Source organism: Alloyangia pacifica, from assembly GCF_900116195.1.
GTDB classification, from domain to species: Bacteria; Pseudomonadota; Alphaproteobacteria; order Rhodobacterales; family Rhodobacteraceae; genus Salipiger; species Salipiger pacificus.
Map to the genome: position 1 here is coordinate 104,446 of NZ_FOZW01000014.1, position 18,064 is coordinate 122,509.

Annotated in this window: 17 protein-coding genes and 1 tRNA gene; 13 read left to right on the forward strand and 5 right to left on the reverse strand. The window is 66.4% G+C overall.

All coding sequences use genetic code 11. The annotated features are described in order from the left end of the window. Positions 1-93 precede the first annotated feature (93 nt). From BM397_RS24275 to BM397_RS24325, 11 genes are all read left to right on the forward strand, one after another. Positions 94-321 carry a hypothetical protein gene (locus BM397_RS24275; protein ID WP_092429720.1) on the forward strand — a complete coding sequence of 76 codons (228 nt, stop codon included), beginning with the start codon at positions 94-96 and terminating at the stop codon, positions 319-321. A 267-nt stretch (positions 322-588) separates the two neighbouring features. Next, the gene (gene cpaB / locus BM397_RS24280) at positions 589-1,446 is read left to right on the forward strand and encodes a Flp pilus assembly protein CpaB (RefSeq protein ID WP_092429722.1); all 858 of its coding nucleotides are present in this window, start codon (positions 589-591) and stop codon (positions 1,444-1,446) included. 205 nt (positions 1,447-1,651) lie between these two features. Further along, positions 1,652-3,070, forward strand: coding sequence for a type II and III secretion system protein family protein (locus tag BM397_RS24285; RefSeq protein WP_092429724.1), 1,419 nt, complete (start codon positions 1,652-1,654; stop codon positions 3,068-3,070). Between the two features lie 34 nt (positions 3,071-3,104). Beyond that, on the forward strand, positions 3,105-3,740 hold the full coding sequence (locus tag BM397_RS24290) for an OmpA family protein (protein ID WP_176806859.1): 636 nt from the start codon (positions 3,105-3,107) through the stop codon (positions 3,738-3,740). 239 nt (positions 3,741-3,979) lie between these two features. After that, positions 3,980-5,230, forward strand: a complete 1,251-nt coding sequence (locus tag BM397_RS24295) for a CpaE/TadZ family protein (protein WP_092429728.1) — start codon at positions 3,980-3,982, stop codon at positions 5,228-5,230. Between the two features lie 12 nt (positions 5,231-5,242). After that, positions 5,243-6,682, forward strand: coding sequence for a TadA family conjugal transfer-associated ATPase (locus tag BM397_RS24300; RefSeq protein WP_092429730.1), 1,440 nt, complete (start codon positions 5,243-5,245; stop codon positions 6,680-6,682). A gap of 3 nt (positions 6,683-6,685) precedes the next feature. After that, the gene (locus tag BM397_RS24305) at positions 6,686-7,651 is read left to right on the forward strand and encodes a type II secretion system F family protein (protein WP_092429732.1); all 966 of its coding nucleotides are present in this window, start codon (positions 6,686-6,688) and stop codon (positions 7,649-7,651) included. Between the two features lie 10 nt (positions 7,652-7,661). Beyond that, positions 7,662-8,633: a type II secretion system F family protein gene (locus tag BM397_RS24310; protein ID WP_092429734.1), complete on the forward strand. Its 972-nt coding sequence runs from the start codon at positions 7,662-7,664 to the stop codon at positions 8,631-8,633. Between the two features lie 4 nt (positions 8,634-8,637). Further along, positions 8,638-9,225 (forward strand): tetratricopeptide repeat protein, encoded by a 588-nt coding sequence (locus BM397_RS24315; protein ID WP_092429736.1) that lies wholly within the window; start codon positions 8,638-8,640, stop codon positions 9,223-9,225. 89 nt (positions 9,226-9,314) lie between these two features. Further along, complete coding sequence (locus BM397_RS24320; RefSeq protein WP_092429738.1) at positions 9,315-10,175, forward strand: tetratricopeptide repeat protein; 861 nt, start codon at positions 9,315-9,317, stop codon at positions 10,173-10,175. Between the two features lie 10 nt (positions 10,176-10,185). Further along, positions 10,186-10,692: a prepilin peptidase gene (locus BM397_RS24325; RefSeq protein WP_092429740.1), complete on the forward strand. Its 507-nt coding sequence runs from the start codon at positions 10,186-10,188 to the stop codon at positions 10,690-10,692. Between the two features lie 10 nt (positions 10,693-10,702). On the opposite strand, the gene BM397_RS24330 is transcribed toward BM397_RS24325, so the two are convergent. Next, positions 10,703-11,494, reverse strand: a complete 792-nt coding sequence (locus BM397_RS24330; protein ID WP_245696211.1) for a pyrroline-5-carboxylate reductase family protein — start codon at positions 11,492-11,494, stop codon at positions 10,703-10,705. A 201-nt stretch (positions 11,495-11,695) separates the two neighbouring features. Here BM397_RS24330 and BM397_RS24335 point away from each other — a divergent pair, with 201 nt between their 5' ends. Together BM397_RS24335 and BM397_RS24340 are read left to right on the forward strand one after the other, a co-directional pair. Continuing rightward, complete coding sequence (locus BM397_RS24335) at positions 11,696-13,003, forward strand: DUF8689 domain-containing protein (RefSeq protein WP_092429744.1); 1,308 nt, start codon at positions 11,696-11,698, stop codon at positions 13,001-13,003. A 104-nt stretch (positions 13,004-13,107) separates the two neighbouring features. After that, positions 13,108-13,184 (forward strand) — tRNA-Met (locus tag BM397_RS24340). Positions 13,185-13,327: 143 nt separating this feature from the next. On the opposite strand, the gene BM397_RS24345 is transcribed toward BM397_RS24340, so the two are convergent. The 4 genes from BM397_RS24345 to BM397_RS24360 are packed head-to-tail and all read right to left on the reverse strand — an operon-like array spanning position 13,328 to position 18,063. Further along, on the reverse strand, positions 13,328-14,716 hold the full coding sequence (locus BM397_RS24345) for an amidase family protein (RefSeq protein WP_092429746.1): 1,389 nt from the start codon (positions 14,714-14,716) through the stop codon (positions 13,328-13,330). 16 nt (positions 14,717-14,732) lie between these two features. After that, positions 14,733-15,626 carry a 2-hydroxyacid dehydrogenase gene (locus BM397_RS24350; protein WP_092429748.1) on the reverse strand — a complete coding sequence of 298 codons (894 nt, stop codon included), beginning with the start codon at positions 15,624-15,626 and terminating at the stop codon, positions 14,733-14,735. After that, the gene (locus BM397_RS24355; protein WP_092429750.1) at positions 15,623-17,233 is read right to left on the reverse strand and encodes an ABC transporter ATP-binding protein; all 1,611 of its coding nucleotides are present in this window, start codon (positions 17,231-17,233) and stop codon (positions 15,623-15,625) included. Before BM397_RS24355 ends, BM397_RS24350 begins: the two co-directional genes overlap by 4 nt. Beyond that, positions 17,230-18,063, reverse strand: coding sequence for an ABC transporter permease (locus BM397_RS24360; protein ID WP_092429752.1), 834 nt, complete (start codon positions 18,061-18,063; stop codon positions 17,230-17,232). The genes BM397_RS24355 and BM397_RS24360 overlap by 4 nt, the downstream gene beginning before the upstream one ends. Position 18,064 lies beyond the last annotated feature (1 nt).

Consider the following 18,064-nt stretch of genomic DNA (forward strand, 5'->3'; position numbering starts at 1 on the left):
GGATCAGGCCGCGAGGGACAAGGGAATGAGAGACCCTGCCAACGTCTTCCGAAGCGGTTGAGAGAGAGCAAACTGGATTTACGGAGAGAGACAATGCTGAAATTCATCAAAACCTTCCGCAACGACGAAGATGGCGCAGTCACCGTGGACTGGGTCGTGCTGACCGCAGCCGTGGTCGCCATGGCCGCCGGCGCCTACAGCCTGATCGGTGAAAACGTGACCACCGCCCTCGGCACCGTCGGCACCAACCTGACCACCTCCGTCGGCGGCAGCACTGACACCGGCACTGACACCGGCACTGACACCGGCACCGGCGGCTAAGTCGAGGCGCACGCGCCGACGACGCACGAATTCACCGCCGCTGGACGTCGTCCGGCGGCGGTTTCCCTTTCCGGGAACATATGAGCGCGCGGCCCCCAGGCCCTTGGCGAGTCCGGTCCTTTCGCCGCCGGCGCGCCGCCATGAAGGCCCAGAACCGGCCATCTTTCACCACAATCCACGCTTAGACCGCTCATTGGCTGCGTGCGGGAAACCGGCGCGAGAGCGACCATCCGGGGCCTGCCCGGACCGAAATCGAGAGGGACAGACATGCGACTGCTATTCGGACTGGTTCTGATCGCGGGGCTCGGCCTCGCCGGCTTTGCGGTCTATCTCGCACAGAATTACATCGGCACCTATCAGGCGGCGCTGAACGCGGAGCGCGCGAAATCCGTCGAAGCGGTGCCGACGCGGCAGATCTACGTGACCACCCGCGCCATCGCCCACGGCGAGATCGTCACCGCCGAGGACGTGCGCCTTGCCCCCTGGCCGGTCGAGATCCTTCCCGAGAAGACCTTCGGCGCCAAGAGCCCGCTGTTCAAGGAGGGTGACGCCCCGCGCGTCGCCATGCGCGCGCTCGAGAAGTTCGAGGCCGTGGTCCCGACCAAGATCAGCGAACCGGGCGGCGATGCCGGCCTGACCTCGCGCCTGCGGCCCGGCGAGCGCGCCTTTGCCATCAAGGTCGACGTGCACACGGGCGTTTCCGGCTTCCTGCGCCCCGGTGACCAGGTCGACGTCTACTGGACTGGCAAGGTCGCCACCGAATCCGCGAACCGGGTGCGCGGCGAGTTCACCAAGCTGATCCAGGCCGGCGTCCGGCTGATCGCGATCGACCAGACCGCCGACATGGCAGACTCGGATGTGAACATTGCCCGCTCGGTGACCGTCGCCGCCACGCCGCAGGAAATCGCCGCGCTGGCGCAGGCCCAGAGTACCGGGCGGCTGTCGCTCTCGTTGATGAACTCCAACGACATCACCGTCGCCGACGTGATCGAGGTGGACCAGCGCGTCATGCTCGGTCTCGAAGCTCCCGAGGTGGAGAAGGCCGAGCCGGTTGCCCAATCCTGCACCACCCGCGTCCGCCGCGGCGGCGAGGTCGCAGTGATCCCGATTCCCTGCACGAACTGAACCGGAATCAAGAGCTTGCTCGAAGGGGGTGCCCGCGTGGCACCCCTTTTCGCTGCGCGGTCCCCGACCCGGTTGTTGCCCAGTGTCCACAGCAGGCAACAGCCCGAAGCCATTGATTCTTGCATGGAAACCGCTTTGCGCGCAGAGTGGCCGCGAAAGCGGGCGCCACGATCCGCTCCCGAGGCGTGATCGAAAGGCAGGTCACATGAAAGCTGACAACTTCTTCAAGGCGGCCCTGCTGGGGCTGGCGCTGAGTGTGACGGCCCTCGCCCCGAGCGCGCGGGCCGACAACCTGCGAGTCGTGCGCACCGGCACCGAAAGCGCGCTGAACGTGCCGATGAATCGCGCCGTGGTGGTCGAGAGCGACACGCCCTTCGCAGAGCTTTCCATCGCCAATCCCGCCATCGCCGACATCTCCTCACTGTCCGACCGAACCATCTACGTGCTCGGAAAGACCCCGGGCACAACGACGCTGACCATTCTCGATGCCAACGGGCGGCTGATCACCAACGTCGACGTGCGCGTCGCCGCCGATGTCTCGGAGTTCAAGGAACGGCTGCGGCAGATCCTGCCGGGCGAAAACATCGAAGTGCGCACAGCGAACGACGGCATCGTGCTGTCGGGGACCGTGTCGAGCAGCCAGAAGCTCGACCGCGCCCTCGACCTGGCCGAGCGCTATGCGCCCGAACGGGTGTCGAACCTGATGTCGGTGGCCGGAGTTCAGCAGGTCATGCTGAAGGTGCGCTTCGCCGAGATGCAGCGCTCCGTCGCCAAGACCCTGCGCAGCTCGCTGTCGCTGAGCGGCGACCTGCTGGGCGGCGATCTCGGGCTGACCTCCGAAACCGGCACCTGGATCGACGGGAGCAATGCGCTCGGGTCTGGGGTGGAAGTGGCCGACGGCACCGAAGGTGCGGCGGTCTTCGGCTTCAATGCCGGCGGACTCGAGGTGGGCATCCTGCTCGAGGCGCTGGAGTCCAAGGGCGTCGTGCGCACGCTGGCAGAGCCCAATCTCACTGCCCTCTCCGGGCAGGAAGCGAAATTCCTCGCAGGTGGCGAATACCCGGTGCCCGTGGCACAGGATGAGGGCACGATCTCGGTCGAGTTCAAACCCTTCGGTGTCGAGCTGAACTTCATTCCCCGCGTTGTCGACGGCGATCTGATCAACCTCGAACTGAAGGCCGCCGTCTCCTCGATCGACAGCAGCAACGGCGTTGACGTGGACCAGATCCGCATCGATGCCTTCCGCCGCCGCGAAACCTCGACCACAGTCGAGATGCGCGACGGCGAGAGCTTTGCCATCGCCGGCCTGCTGCAGGACGATTTCACCGATCTGAACGGCCAGGTGCCCTGGCTCGGCGACATACCGGTGCTCGGGGCGCTGTTCCGCAGTGCCGAGTACAGCCGCCAGCAGTCCGAGCTGGTGATCATCGTGACGCCGCATCTTGTCACCCCGACCCGGGGCCAGGTGCTCGCCCTGCCGACCGACAGGGTGAAACCGCCCTCCGAGCGCGATCTCTTCCTCTACGGACGCACCGCGGCCGAGGGAAACCGCCCGGTGAAAGGGGCTGCTGGCGAAGTCGCCAAGCAGGACTTCAGCGGCTCCTACGGCTATGTGATGGATTGATCCGATGCAGGCACGACAGCGAAAGACCGGTTTCATGAAGCTCCGCGCCGCGGGGGCTGCCGCGGGGCTCTCCCTGCTCGCCGCCTGCTCGGCCCATGAGAGCGGGTCCGATGTCGACGACGGCACCTTCGGCAACGCCACGATGACCAACACGCTGGTGATGACCGGCCAGCAGGGCTACGTGCACGACCTCTCGGCGCGCTTTGCCGCCGAGGTGCCCAGCATGGTGACCTTCGCCTTCAACAGCAGCGTGCTCGATGCCACCGCGCAGGGCATCCTGCGCCGCCAGGCTGACTGGATCCGCCAATTCCCCGAAGTGCGCTTCCGCGTCTACGGGCACACCGACCTCGTCGGCAGCTCCGCCTACAACAAATCGCTCGGCCTGCGCCGCGCTCAGGCGGTTGTGGGATACCTCTCGACCCTCGGAATTTCGCGCGCGCGACTGGAGGCGGTTGTTTCCTACGGAGAAACACAACCGCTCGTCGTCACCGAAGGCCGTGAGCGGCGCAACCGTCGCACGGTGACCGAGGTTTCGGGCTTCGTGGCGGGTCACCCGTCGCTGCTGGACGGAAAATACGCCCGCGTCATCTACCGCGAATACGTGCGCAGCGCGGAGCCCGCGACCGGGCTGACCAGCGCCGCGGTCTCGGGCGCCACCGACGGCGGCTGATCCCAAGACTGACCCTCACGCTGGATCCCCGGGCGCAATTCCCCCGGGTGATCGTCCGACAATTCCGTACAATTACGGTTTTTCGGACAAAATGTTGCCCCACTTGACCGACAATTTCTGCATCAGCGGGTCGCTCCCGGCACGGCTTCCGAGTCGGGAAACTGAGCGGCGGGCGAGGTGCAGGCTTTCACGACATGCACCTCTTGCCACCGCCCCGCGTGAGGCAAAGGACAAGAAGAATGACCACCAACCCCGAGCGGCAGTCCGCCCCTGCGCCGATCTTGGCCTGCACCGTCAGCCGGGACGTGCAGAATTTCGACCTGCTCATCGAGGACATGGAAGCCCTTCTGGGAGAGGCCTGGGGAGACCTCGGCTTCGAGGATGCCCTGACGTTCCTCGGCCAACCCGACGCCGACTCGCTGGAATTCATTGCGCTGGCCATCGACAGCGAGGATGAGAATACCCTCGATCTGCTCGGCCAGCTGATCGCCCGCGCCGCGGCGCGCGGCATCAAGGTGGTGCTGATCGCCGAGGATGTGACCCCCGCCTCCCTGCACAAGCTGCTGCGCGGCGGCGCCGACGAATTTGCCCCCTACCCCCTGCCCGAGGGCGAGCTGGCCGCAGCCGTCGCCCGCTTCCGCGCCCGCGCCGAGGCCGCTCGGCTCGCGGCCCAGCTGCCTGTTCCCGTCGAGGGCGTGAAGCTCAAGGGCGGCGGGGACGGCGTGCTGATCGCCGCACACGGGCTTGCCGGCGGCTGCGGCGTCACCACCTTTGCCGTGAACCTCGCATGGGAGCTCGCGACCGTGCGCAAGGATGGCGCGCCCCGCGTCTGCCTGATCGACCTCGGCCTGCAGTTCGGCACCGTCGCCACCCATCTCGACCTGCCCCGCCGCGAGGCCGTCTTCGAGCTGCTCAGCGACATCCCCTCGATGGACGGCGACAGCTTCGGCCAGGCGCTGACCAGCTACGAGGACAAGCTGCAGGTCTTCACCGCGCCACCGGACATGCTGCCGCTCGACATGCTCTCTCCCGAGGACGTGAAGACCCTGCTCGACACCGCGCGCGAGCACTTCGACTTCGTGGTGGTCGATCTTCCGACGACGATCACCCACTGGACCGACACCGTGCTGACCGAGGCACAGGTCTATTTCGCGCTGGTCGAGCTGGACATGCGCTCGGCCCAGAACGCGTTGCGCCTGAAGCGCGCGCTGCAGTCCGAGGACCTGCCCTTCGATAAGATCCGCTTCGCGCTGAACCACGCGCCCAAGTTCACAGACCTTTCCGGCAAGACCCGCGCCAAGCGCATGGCCGAGGGGCTGGGCATCGAATTCAGCGTCATGCTGCCGGACGGCGGGAAGCAGGTGCAGATGGCCGGCGACCATGGCCAGCCGCTTGCCAGGCAGGCGGGCAAGAACCCGCTGCGCAAGGAAATCGCCAAGCTGGCCGCCGAGCTCTACGCCATCGGCCAGTCGGATGCGGAAGCCGCGTGATAGGAGCCCGCCATGTTCTCGCGTTACAAGAAGCCCACATCGCAACCCGCCGCCGCGCCCGCTGAGGCACCCAAGGTCCAAATGGCGCCGGTTGAGGCCGAGGCGCGCCCGCAGGCGATGCGCAAGCCGCTGCCCAAGCGTGCCGCGGAGCCGGGGCCGCAGGACCGCGAGAAGAAACGCAAGGAGCGCATGGGCGAGATCAAGCTCGAGTTGCACCGCGCCCTGTTGGACAACCTGAACCTCGCCGCCATCGATCAGGCGAGCGAGACCGAGCTGCGCGAGGAGATCGCTGCGATCGCCGCGGAATCGCTGCAGGAAAAAGGCATCGTGCTGAACCGCGAGGAGCGCAGCACGCTGAACCAGGAGCTCTATGACGAGGTGAAGGGCCTCGGTCCGCTGGAGACGCTGCTAAAGGACGACACGGTTTCGGATATCCTGGTCAACGGCCCGCATCAGATCTTCGTCGAACGCAGCGGCAAGCTTCAGCTGTCTGACATCACGTTCAAGGACGAGCGCCACCTGATGCGGATCATCGACAAGATCGTGTCGGCCGTGGGTCGCCGGGTCGATGAATCCAATCCCTATGTCGACGCCCGTCTCGCCGACGGCTCGCGTTTCAACGCCATGGTTCCGCCGATCGCGGTTGACGGCTCGCTCGTGTCGATCCGGAAATTCAAGAAGGACAAGCTGGGCATCGACGACCTGGTGAACTTCGGCGCCTTCACCGAGGAGATGGCCGTCTACCTGCAGGCCGCCGTGGCCACGCGGCTGAACATCATCGTGTCGGGCGGCACCGGCTCGGGCAAGACCACGACGCTCAACGCCCTGTCGTCCTTCATCGACGACGCCGAGCGTATCCTGACCATCGAGGACACCGCCGAACTTCAGCTGCAGCAGACCCACGTGGGCCGCATGGAGAGCCGCCCGCCGAACGTCGAGGGCAAGGGCGCGGTCACCCCGCGCGACTGCCTGAAGAACGCGCTGCGGATGCGCCCCGACCGCATCATCGTCGGCGAGACCCGCGGCGAGGAGGTGATCGACATGCTGCAGGCGATGAACACCGGTCACGACGGCTCGATGACCACGATCCACGCCAACAACCCGCGCGACGCCATCTCCCGTCTCGAGAACATGATCGCCATGGCCGGCGTCGAGATGCCGCTGAAAGCGATGCGTAGCCAGATTTCCTCGGCGGTGAACGTGCTGGTGCAGGCCAGCCGCCTTCAGGACGGCTCGCGCCGCATGACCTCGATCACCGAGATCACCGGCATGGAAGGTGACGTGATCTCGATGCAGGAGGTGTTCCGCTACCAGCGCGTCGGCCTCACCCCCGACAACAAGATCATCGGCCACTTCACCGCCACCGGCGTGCGCAGCCACTATTCCGAGCGCTTCCGCATGTGGGGCTACGACGTGCCGCCCTCGATCTACGAACCCTTCCGTCCGGAGTAAGCCATGCTCAGCGCAGAACCGATCATCTACGGCCTGATCTTCATCGGCGTTCTGGTGCTGGTCGAGGGCATCTATCTTGTCGCCTTCGGCAAGTCGATCAGCCTAAACAGCAAGGTCAATCGCAGGATGGACATGCTGAACAAGACCACCTCGCGCGAGGATGTTCTTGCCACGCTCCGCAAGGAGATGGACCAGCACAGCAACAATCGCGGCATCCCGCTCTACTCGCTACTGGCGGACCGCGCGCAGAAGGCCGCGCTCGCCTTCACGCCGCAGCAGCTGATCCTGATCATGATCGGCGTCAGCGTTCTTGCCTTCTTCGCGCTGAGCCTCGCCACCGAGGCCTCGCTTGCGATCCGCCTGGTCATGGGCATCGGGATCGGCGTCGGCGGTGTCTACATGTGGGTCAACGGCAAGGCCAAGAAGCGCCTTGCCCTGATCGAGGAACAACTGCCCGATGCGGTCGAGCTGATGGTGCGGAGCCTGCGCGTCGGCTACCCGTTCAGCTCGGCGATCAGCATCGTCTCGAAAGAGATCAAGGACCCGCTGGCGACCGAGTTCGGGGTAATCTCGGACGAGGCGACATACGGGCGCGACATCGGCGAGGCGCTCAAGCACATGGCCGAAAGGCTCGACATGCAGGACATGCGCTTCCTTGCCGTGGCGGTCAGCATCCAGCAGCAGTCGGGCGGCAACCTCGCCGAGATCCTCGAGGGCCTCGCCAAGGTGATCCGCGCCCGCTTCCGGCTGTTCCGCCGGGTCAAGGCGATCACCGCAGAGGCGCAATGGTCGGGCAAGTTCCTGTCCGGCTTCCCGGTCTTCGTGCTCTTGGCTATCCAGGTGCTCGACCCGCATTACTACGACGAGGTCCTCGACCACGCCTTCTTCATCCCTGCCTGCTTTGCCGTCGCGATCTTCCTGGTCCTCAATCTGATCGTGATGAAGATCCTGGTGAACATCAAAGTCTGAGGCCCCAGCAATGCTCGATACCCTCAACAGCCTGATCATCGCGCGGCTCGGCCCCGCGGGCCCCCTGATGGTGGTGGCCGGCCTCGCCTTCGTGCTGATCCTTGCCAGCATCCCGCTGATGCTGCGCTCGCGTCCCGACCCCATGGACAAGCTGCGCGAGACCTCGCGCCAGTCGATGGAAAAGGAAACCCGCGCCGTGCTCCGCGACACCCGTCGCAACGAGAAGCTCAACAAATACGCGCAGTACCTCGAACCAACGACCGAGGAAGAGCTCAGCGCCGTGCGCAGAAAGCTCATGCAGGCGGGATACCGTTCGCGCGACGCGGTGCGGCTCTACTACCTCGCGCAGATGGTGCTCGGCCTCGGCCTTCTGGCCCTAGGCTCGGTCTACTACCTGCTGGTGCTCGACACGCCCGACGCCCCGCTGCACACCAAGATGCTGTGGATGATCACCCCCGGTGCCTTTGGCTACTATGCCCCGAAATATTGGGTGACCCGCCGCGTCGAGGAGCGCCGCCAGCAGATCGAGGAGGGCTTCCCGGACGCGCTCGACATGATGCTGGTTTGCGTCGAGGCCGGCCAGTCGCTCGACCAGTCGATCAACCGGGTCTCGCGCGAGTTGCGCGCCTCCTACGCCGCGCTGGCCGATGAGTTCGAGATCGTCTGCCACGAACTGAAGGCCGGCAAGGAAAAATCCGCGGTGCTGGCCGACATGGGCGACCGCTGCGGCGTCAACGACGTCTCATCCTTCGTTGTGGTGCTCAACCAGGCGGCGAACTTCGGCACCTCGATCGCCGACGCCCTGAGGGTCTATGCCGCCGAGATGCGTGACAAAAGAGTCATGCGCGCCGAGGAAAAGGCCAACAAGCTGCCGACAAAGATGACGCTCACCACTATGATGCTCACGGTGCCCCCGCTGATGATCATCCTGGTCGGACCGTCGCTGGTGGGCATCGGCAAACTGGCAACCTTCGCGAACTGACTCCATGCCTCCACCTCCGGCTCTTGCCGCCGTCGCCCTGCTCTGCCTGGCCGCCTGTTCCACGGGCGGCCTTGGTGGTTTCGGCACCCCGGACACGCTGGAGCAGCAGGACGGCACGCCCTATGCGCCGACGCTCGACCCGCGCGGCGAAGAGGTCGACCAGTTGCTCGTCGGGCACCGGCTGATGCAGGCCGGAGAGGCCGAGCTCGCGCTCGAGGCCTACACCCGCGCCGCCGGGCGCGACGGGCTCACCGCCGAGGTGCTCAGCTCGCTGGGTTCCGCCAATCTCGCGCTGGGGCGGCTGGGACAGGCCGAGACCCTGTTGCGCCGCGCCGTCGAGGTCGAGCCCACCTGGCCCGAGGCGTGGAACAATCTCGGCGTCGTGTTGATGGAAAGCGGCCAGACCGCCGAGGCGGCCGAGATTTTTCGGCGGGCCTATGGGCTCGACAACGGCCAAAGTGACGCAATCCGAGACAATCTGCGCTTGGCGCTCGCAAAGCGGGACGATACCGGTTATGATCCGGCGCAAAATCAAGACTATAGGCTGGTTCGCCGGGGCAGTGGAGATTTCCTGATCCGGCGCGCGGACTGAGCCCTCCCCCACCGGGAATGGCAGGGGTCGCGGCAGGGACGACGACAGGCCAGCGCAAAAAAGGCAAGAGCAGCAAGAGGACGCAGGAAATGCGCCACCCGAATGTTTTGATCGCCTTCGCGGCGGGCCTTCTCGCCCTGTCCGCCTGTGGCAAGGACATCGACAAGGACGCGGTTGATCGCGAATTCTCCGGCGTCAATGCCATCGATGGTGCCGGGCTGACCGAGGTGATGCTCAGCGCAGGTGATCCCGACGAGGCGGTGGCCTACTTCGCGCGGAGCGCCGAACAGGACCCGACCCGTATCGACTTCCAGCGCGGCCTTGCCAAGTCACTGGTGCGCGCAAAACGCTACCCCGAGGCCACCTCTGCCTGGACCCAGGTCATCGCCCACGAGGGCTCGACAAACGACGACCGGGTGGCGCTCGCCGATGCGCTGATCCGCAGCAACAATTGGGCGCAGGCCGAGCAGGTCCTCAACGACATCCCGCCGACCCACGAGACTTTCCAGCGCTATCGGCTGGAGGCCATGATCGCCGACAGCCATCAGCAGTGGCAGAAGGCCGACAGCTTCTACGAGGTCGCGGCCGGGCTGACCACCAAGCCCGCCTCGGTGCTGAACAACTGGGGCTATTCAAAGCTGTCGCGTGGCGACTATGCCGACGCCGAGAAGCTCTTCGCCGATGCCATTCGGCAGGATCCGAAGCTCTTCACCGCGAAGAACAACCTCGTTCTGGCGCGCGGCGCGCAGGGCAACTATGCGCTGCCGGTCATGCAGATGACCCAGGTCGAACGCGCCGAACTGCTCCAGACGCTCGGCCTCGCCGCGGTGAAACGCGGTGACGTGGAGATCGGAAAGGGCCTGCTGCGCGACGCGCTGGAAACGCATCCGCAGCATTTCGAAGCCGCCGCCCGTGCACTCGATGCGCTGGAAGGCACGGTGACCAACTGAGGCGGAGAGCATGCTGGTGATCTCCGCAACCGCCGCGCTCTGGTTCCTGCCACCGGTTTTGATGGTCTGCCTCTGGGTTTGCTTCACCGACATGAAGTACATGCGGATCCTCAACAAGGCGGTGATCACCCTCGTCGCGATCTTTGTCTTGATCGGTCCCTTCGTGCTACCCCTCGGCGACTACGGCTGGCGGCTGGGGCAGATGCTGGCGGTGCTGGTCGCGGGCATCGCGCTCAATGCCGGCGGTGCCGTCGGCGCCGGCGACGCGAAGTTCGCAGCTGCCGCCGCTCCCTTCATCCACCTAGGCGACCTGCGTTTCGTCATGGCGCTCTTTGCAGCGACGCTGCTGGCGGCCTTTGCCAGCCACCGCCTGATGCGCGCCACGCCGATGCGCAAACTGGCACCGGACTGGAAGAGCTGGGAGACCGGCAGCCGCTTTCCCATGGGGCTGGCGCTCGCGGGAACGCTGGCGCTCTACCTGCTGCTCGGGGCGCTCTACGGCGCAACGCCGGTCTGACCGCCCTGCGCTAGCCGCCGATCTCGCGGGTGCGTGCAACCGCCGCGTCGAGCCCCTCGTCCACCACCTGCTGCACCCCCGCGGCCTGCATCGCCAACAGCCCTGCCGCCGTCGTGCCCGCATAGTCGATCATGCCCTGCACGTGCGCCTGCGCCGTGGGCGCATCGCCCGCCAGCATCTCTCCCGCCGACAGGAAGAGCTGCCGCATCGCCATATCGACCACCTCCGGCGCGACACCCCGCCGCGTGGCATAATCGGCCATCGCCGCGGCGAATTGCGCAACAAAGCCCGGCACGGGACCGGTGAGCGCGGTAAAGACCTCGATCTGCGCCTCATCTGCGACTTCTGCCGTGGTTCCGCAGGCCCCGAGCACCGCGGCCACCCGCGCCCGGTCCGCCTCGTCGAGCTCGCCGCACCAGGGCGAGAAGGCCAGCCGCCGCGCGGCCGCCGGGCTCGACATGGCACGCGCCACTCGCGACGCCCCCGTGTGCGCCGCGATCCTGTCGCGAGAGACCCCCGCCATGACCGAGATCACCAGCCTCCCGGAGGCATCAATCTCCAGCGCATCGAAATGGCCGGGCGGCACCGACAGGATCACCACGTCGCAGGCCGCGACCAGCTCGGACGCATCGGCGGTCACCCGAACGCCCTCCGGCAGGTCTCCCCGTGCGCCAGAGCGGTTGGCGACCCAAAGTTCCCCGGGCCGCACCACGCCGCCATCGAGCAGCCCGCTGACCAGGCTGCGCCCCAGCATGCCCGTGCCGCCAATCACTCCGACCGTCATCCGATCCGCCATATCCATCTCCGCTCTCTTTCACCGCCAGCCTTCCCCACCAGCCGCATTCGCGCAAGGCGCCCCGGCAATTCCCGGCCCCAGACAAGCTCTTGCCACAATGCTGAAGTTTCCTGAGCGGCAACAACGCCGCCCGAGGACAGGGACTGGCGCGCAAATTTCCCGCCCGTCCGGCAGGCACGGGCAAGACGGATACAGGGCAGAGCACCGATGAACATGCAGACCTCCGGCGTCGTCGCGCCACCGGCACCGAAGCGACTCGAAGACATGGCGCTGCCGCGCACGATGATGCGCGACATCGTCCTCAAGACCCTGTTTCGCAAGAACACCAATGTGGTCACCGAACTGGCGCGCGCCATCTGCCTGCCCATCGTCATCACGCAGGAGCTGATCGATCTCGCTCGGTCGCAGGGTCTTATCGAGGCGATGGGCACTCGCGGCGACGCGATCACCAACGAGATGCACTACCAACTGACCGACAGCGGCAAGGCACGCTCCCTCGACGCCCTGTCGCAATCGGAATATTTCGGCCCGATGCCGGTGCCGCTTTCGGCCTACCGCGAGCAGGTGCAGCGCCAGTCGATCCGCAATATCCAGGTCACCCGTGAGGCGCTGACCGGCGCCATGGGCCACCTTGTCCTGCCGAGCGAGCTGCTGTCGCATCTCGGCCCGGCGGTAAGCGCCGGGCGCTCGATCCTGATGTACGGACCGCCGGGCAACGGTAAATCCTCGATCTCCAACGGCATCCGCGAGGCGCTCGGCGACAAGATCTACGTGCCGCGCGCAATCGAGTATTCCGGGCAGGTGATCACGGTCTACGACCCGATCGTGCACAATGCCGCCGAGACCGAGGTCGAGGACCCCACCCGCCTGCGCCGCACCACCCGTTTCGACACGCGCTACGTGCTCTGCGACCGGCCGACGGTGATCACCGGCGGCGAGCTGTCGCTGGATATGCTCGATCTGGTCTACAACCCTACCGCGCGCACCTATCAGGCACCGCTGCAGCTCAAGTCCACCGGCGGGCTGTTCATCGTCGACGACCTCGGACGCCAGGCCGAGCCGCCGCAGAAGCTGGTGAACCGCTGGATCGTGCCACTGGAAGAAAGCAAGGACATCCTGGCCCTGCAGTCCGGCGAGAAATTCGAGGTGCCCTTCGACACGCTGGTGATCTTCTCGACCAACTTCCACCCCAACGAGATCTTCGACAAGGCAGCGCTGCGCCGGATCTTCTTCAAGATCAAGATCGACGGGCCGAACCAGCAGGACTTCCTGAAGATCTTCGCCATGGTCGCCCGCAAGAAACAGATGGTACTTGACGAGGCCTCGCTCGTGCACCTGCTGAAGACCAAGTACCCGACGATCGACAATGTCTACGCCAACTACCAGCCGGTCTTCCTGATCGACCAGATGAAGGCGATCTGCGACTTCGAGGGCTGGGAGCACAGGATGACCCCGGATCTGGTCGACCGGGCCTGGGCGAACCTCTTTGTGCGGGACGAAACCATCGTGAAATGAGGTCCCGAATGAGCTTGCGGAAGGGGGGCAAAAATTTCCGCCACGGCAGGTGATTTTTCCGCTTGACCCTCCCGGCCCATAACCATATTCAGCGCTCACTTCTTGGCGGAGTAGCTCAGTTGGTTAGAGCAGCGGAATCATAATCCGCGTGTCGGGGGTTCAAGTCCCTCCTCCGCTACCAGAAGTCCCCCACCACATCGGGAATAGACCTTCTTCGGTAAGGATGACGCATACCAGCGTTTTCGAGCCGTTCACGGTCCCGCCCTACGGAAGGCACGCGCCCTATCCGGCGCGCGCAATGCCTCCTTCGGAAGCCGGGCGCGCTCAGGCCGGCGGATGCAGGCCGAAGCTGCGTTCCAGCACCTCGCCTGCCTCGAGGCAGAGGTCCTCGCGCCATGGTGGTGCAACCAGTTGCACGCCCGAGGGCACGCCTGCCACCACTCCGGAGCAGACCGACAGCGCCGGAAGGCCGAGCAGCGGGATGCCGATCTGCGGCACCTGCGCCTCCCACAGCCGCGCGAGGACCTCGGGCCCGTTGAGGTCCTCGTCCTGCACAAAGGGCAGCTCCGCCGAAACCGGCATCAGCACCAGCGGGTAGTCGACGAGGAAGGCGCGCCACGCGCGGATCAACCGCGCACGGCGGCTGAAAAGCGCGCTGAACTTCTCGAGATCGATCCCCCGCGCCCGCTCCTCGTAGAAGGACAGCAGCGCGATGGCACCCGGATCGCCCTCCAGCTTCGCAGCCGCCAGCTTGTCGGAATGCGCGTCAGAGAGCCACAGGTCGATCTGCAATTCCACCGCCTCACGAATGTCCGGCACCTGCGTCGGCTCCTCGACCTGCCAGCCCGCCTTCCGCAGGGTCTCGGCGGCCCGCTCGAGATCGGCGAGGATACGCGGGTCGGTGTCGATGCCGCCCGGGCGCTTCATCAGCGCCACACGCGGGACAACGGCGGGTCCGGTGAGCGGCACCGGCGCACTCCAGGGATCGTCGGGCGCATAGCCCGCCATGCCCTCGAGCCCCAGCCGCAGGTCATCCACCCGGCGCGCCAGCGGCCCGGCCACGGCCATGAGCTGCGGGCCGATGGCCCGGTCCGGCCCCGAATGGTTGAAGGCCGGCACCCGCCCCGGCGTCGGTCGAAGCCCCTGCACGCCGCAGGCATACGCCGGATAGCGGATCGAGCCGGCAATATCCGTGCCATGTGCGATATGACCCAATCCCGCCGCCGTGGCCGCCCCGGCCCCTCCCGACGAGCCGCCGGGGGTCAGTCCCGGGTTGTGCGGGTTGGTGGTGGTGCCATGCAGCTTGTTGGAGCTGAACCAGCGGTAGGAGAAGGCCGGGCAGTTGGTGCGTCCGACCACAATGGCCCCCTGCGCGCGCATGTTGCGCAGGAAGGGACTGTCCTCGGTGGCGATCAGGTCCTTGGCGAGCGTGGTGCCATTGGTGGTGGCATAGCCCTTCTGGTCGGCGATCACCTTGACCGTCACCGGCACGCCGGCCAGCGCGCCGCCCTCCTCGCCCGCCGCGATGCGGGCATCGAGCGCCTCTGCGTCACGCATCGCCTCCTCGCCGGTGTCCTGCACGATGGCATTGATCGCGGGGTTCAGCCGCGCCACCCGGTCGAGCGTGGCGCGGGTCACATCGGCGGCCTTCAGCGTGCCGGCGCGAACGCGGGCGGAGAGCTCGCGAGCGGTGAGATCGTTGGGGTCGGTCATGGGGCTGGGTCCGGGATCAGAGGGAGGAAAGCCGTTCGCGGATCGCCCGCACGACGAAGCGGCGCTCGGGGATGCTGGCGACATGCGGGGTGATGAGCACCTTGGGATGGCTCCAGAGCGGGTGGTCCTGCGGCAGGGGCTCGGTCTCGAAGACATCCATCGAGGCCCCCGAGAGATGCCCGCTGTCGAGTTGGGCAATCAGATCGCCCTCGACCACCTGCCCGCCGCGTCCCATCTGCACCAGCGCCGCGCCTTGCGGCAGCTTCGACAGGAAGCCCGCGTTGATCAGCCCGCGCGTGGCCCCGGTGAGCGGCAGGACGTTCACCAGAATATCGGTCCGGGCGAGGAAGACGTCGAGACCGTCACCATGGAAATGCTCCACCCCCGGCTCCGCCGGATCGGGGGCGCGGCGCGAGTATCCCGCGACCGGGTAGCCCAACCCCATCAGCCCCTTGGCAATGGCACGTCCCATGTGGCCAAAACCAAGCACCCCCACCCTTCGGTAGCTCGGCGACAGGCCCGTGACCGTGCGCTGCCATTCCCCGCGGGCCTGCTGCGCCACGTAGCGACCCATGTCGCGGTGATGCCAGAGCACGTGGAAGGCTGCGAACCCCGCCATCTGCAGCGCCTGGTCGGCATCCTCGACCCGATAGACCGGCACGTGCGCGGGGCGTGACGGGCAGGCCATGATCGCATCGGTGCCCGCCCCCGCCGAAAAGATCGCCTTGAGCCCGGTCATGCCCTCGAAGAGATCGTCGGGCGGGATGAAGGTGAAGACGAAATCCACCTGCGCCGGATCGGAGACATCCTCGCGCTGCATGACGGTCAGTTCGGGCGCATCCTCGGCAAAGACCCCATTGAAGTGCGGCCAGAGATCGACACCGCCTGTCGTCGTGATGACGCCCCTCATGCGGCGCCTGCCTTCGCCCAGTCTGCGCCCGGAACGGCGGCCAAGAGCTGCCGCGTGTAGTCCTGTTGCGGGTTCAGGAAAATGTCGTGCACGGTTCCGATCTCCACCAGCTTGCCCTTCTGCATCACGGCGATCCTGTCGCAAAGTTGCGCCGCCACCCGCAGGTCGTGGGTGATGAAGAGGATCGACAAGTCGAAACGCTCGCGCAGATCGCGCAGAAGGTCCAGCACCTGCGCCTGAATGGAGACGTCCAGCGCCGAGACTGCCTCGTCGGCAATGATCAGTTCGGGGTCCATGGCGAGCGCGCGGGCGATGCCGATGCGCTGGCGCTGGCCGCCGGAGAATTCATGCGGGAAACGGCTGGCGGCGTCGGCACCAAGGCCGACGATCTCCAGCAATTCCTTCGCGCGCGCCTGCGCTTGCGCCTTGGGCACGCCCTTGGTGATCGGCCCGTCGGTGAGCGCCCCCATGATCCGCTGGCGCGGGTTGAGCGACGCATAGGGATCCTGGAACACCATCTGCACCTTGTGGCGCTGGCGGCGCAGTTCTTCCTCGGACAGGGCCGCCAGATCGGTACCACCCACCAGAACCTGCCCGCCGTCGGGCGTCACCAGCCGCACTGCGGTGCGTCCCAGCGTCGACTTGCCCGAACCGCTCTCGCCGACCAGCCCCAACACCTCGCCGCGCCCCACGGTAAGCGAGACATCATCCACCGCGCGCACCTCGCGCACCGGGCGGAAGAAGCCACCGCCGGTACGGTAGACCTTGCGCAGCCCCTTGATCTCCAGCGCCGGCACGTCGCGCGGGGCACGGGCGGGCGGCAGCTTGCCGGTGGGGATCGCATCGAGCAGGCGGCGGGTGTAGTCGTGCTGCGGGTCGGTCAGCACCGAAGCGGCGCTGCCGCGTTCGACCACCCTGCCCTCGCGCATGACGATCACCTGATCGGCGATCTCGGCCACCACGCCGAAGTCGTGGGTGATGAACATCACCGCCATGCCGTGCCGCTCGCGCAGGTCGAGGATAAGCTTGAGGATCTGCGCCTGCGTGGTCACATCAAGCGCCGTGGTCGGCTCGTCGGCGATCAGCAGCTTCGGCTCCAGCGCCAGCGCCATGGCGATCATCGCCCGCTGCCGCTGCCCGCCCGAGAGCTGGAAGGGATAGGCGCGAATGATCTTCTCGGGGTCCGGCAAGCCAACCTCGCGGATCAGGTTCAACGCCTTGTCGCGCCGCTCCTGCTGGGAAAAGCGGTCATGCGCGGCAAAGACTTCGGCGATCTGCTCGCCGATGCGCATCAACGGGTTGAGCGCGGTCATCGGCTCCTGGAAGATCATCGCGATACGCTCACCGCGCAGCGCCTGCTTCTCGGCCTCGGGCAGACGAAGGATGTCGCGCGCCTCGAACATGGCGCGTCCCGACTTCACCGTCACGCCCGGCGGCAGCAGCCCCATCAGCGCGTTGGCGGTCATCGACTTACCCGAGCCGCTCTCGCCGACGACGCAGAGGATCTCGCCCTTCTCGATGGCAAAGGAAATATCCTCCACCGCGAAAGCCCGGTCGGCCCCCTTCGGCAGGCCGATGCTCAGATGTTCGATGGAGAGCGCGCTCATGCCTTGCCCTTCCGGCTGAGGTGGGGGTTGAGGGCGTCGTTCAACCCCTCGCCGATGAGGTTCAGCGCCAGCACCGTGAGGACGATGGCGATGCCGGGGAAGAAGCTAAGCCACCACGCACTGCGGATCACCGTGCGCGCTGCCCCGATCATATAGCCCCAGCTCATCGCGTTGGGATCGCCGAGGCCGAGAAAGGACAGCGAGCTTTCCAGCAGGATCGCCGTGGCGACCATCAGCGAGGCCATGACGATGATCGGCGAGACGGTGTTGGGCAGCACCTGCGTCATCAGGATGCGCGGGCGCGACAGCCCGGCGAGCCGCGCGGCATCGACGAACTCGCGCTTGCGCACCGACATGACCTCGGCCCGCACCAGACGCGCCACCGGCGGCCAGGAGACGATGGCGATGGCGATGGTGATGGAGATCAGCGTCGGCTCGAAGATCGCCACCAGCACGATGGCCAGCGCGAAGTTGGGGATGGTCTGGAAGAACTCGGTGAAGCGCATGGCCCCCTCGTCCACCCAGTTGCCATAGAAACCCGCAAGCGCGCCCAGCGGCACGCCGATCAGCAGCGCCACCAGCGTCGACACGAGCCCCACCAGCAGCGACACCCGCGCGCCGTAGGCCAGCTGCGAGGCGACGTCGCGGCCCAGCGTATCGGTGCCGAGCGGTAGCCCGTCCATGGTGAAGGGCGTCAGGAACGGCCGCTGCACCATCTGCCACGGCGTGTGCGAGAAGAGCAGCGGCGCGAAGATGGCGATAAGGATGACCGCCAGCAGCAGCACCACGCCGATCATCGCCCCGATGTTGGAAGAGAAGCGTTTCCACATG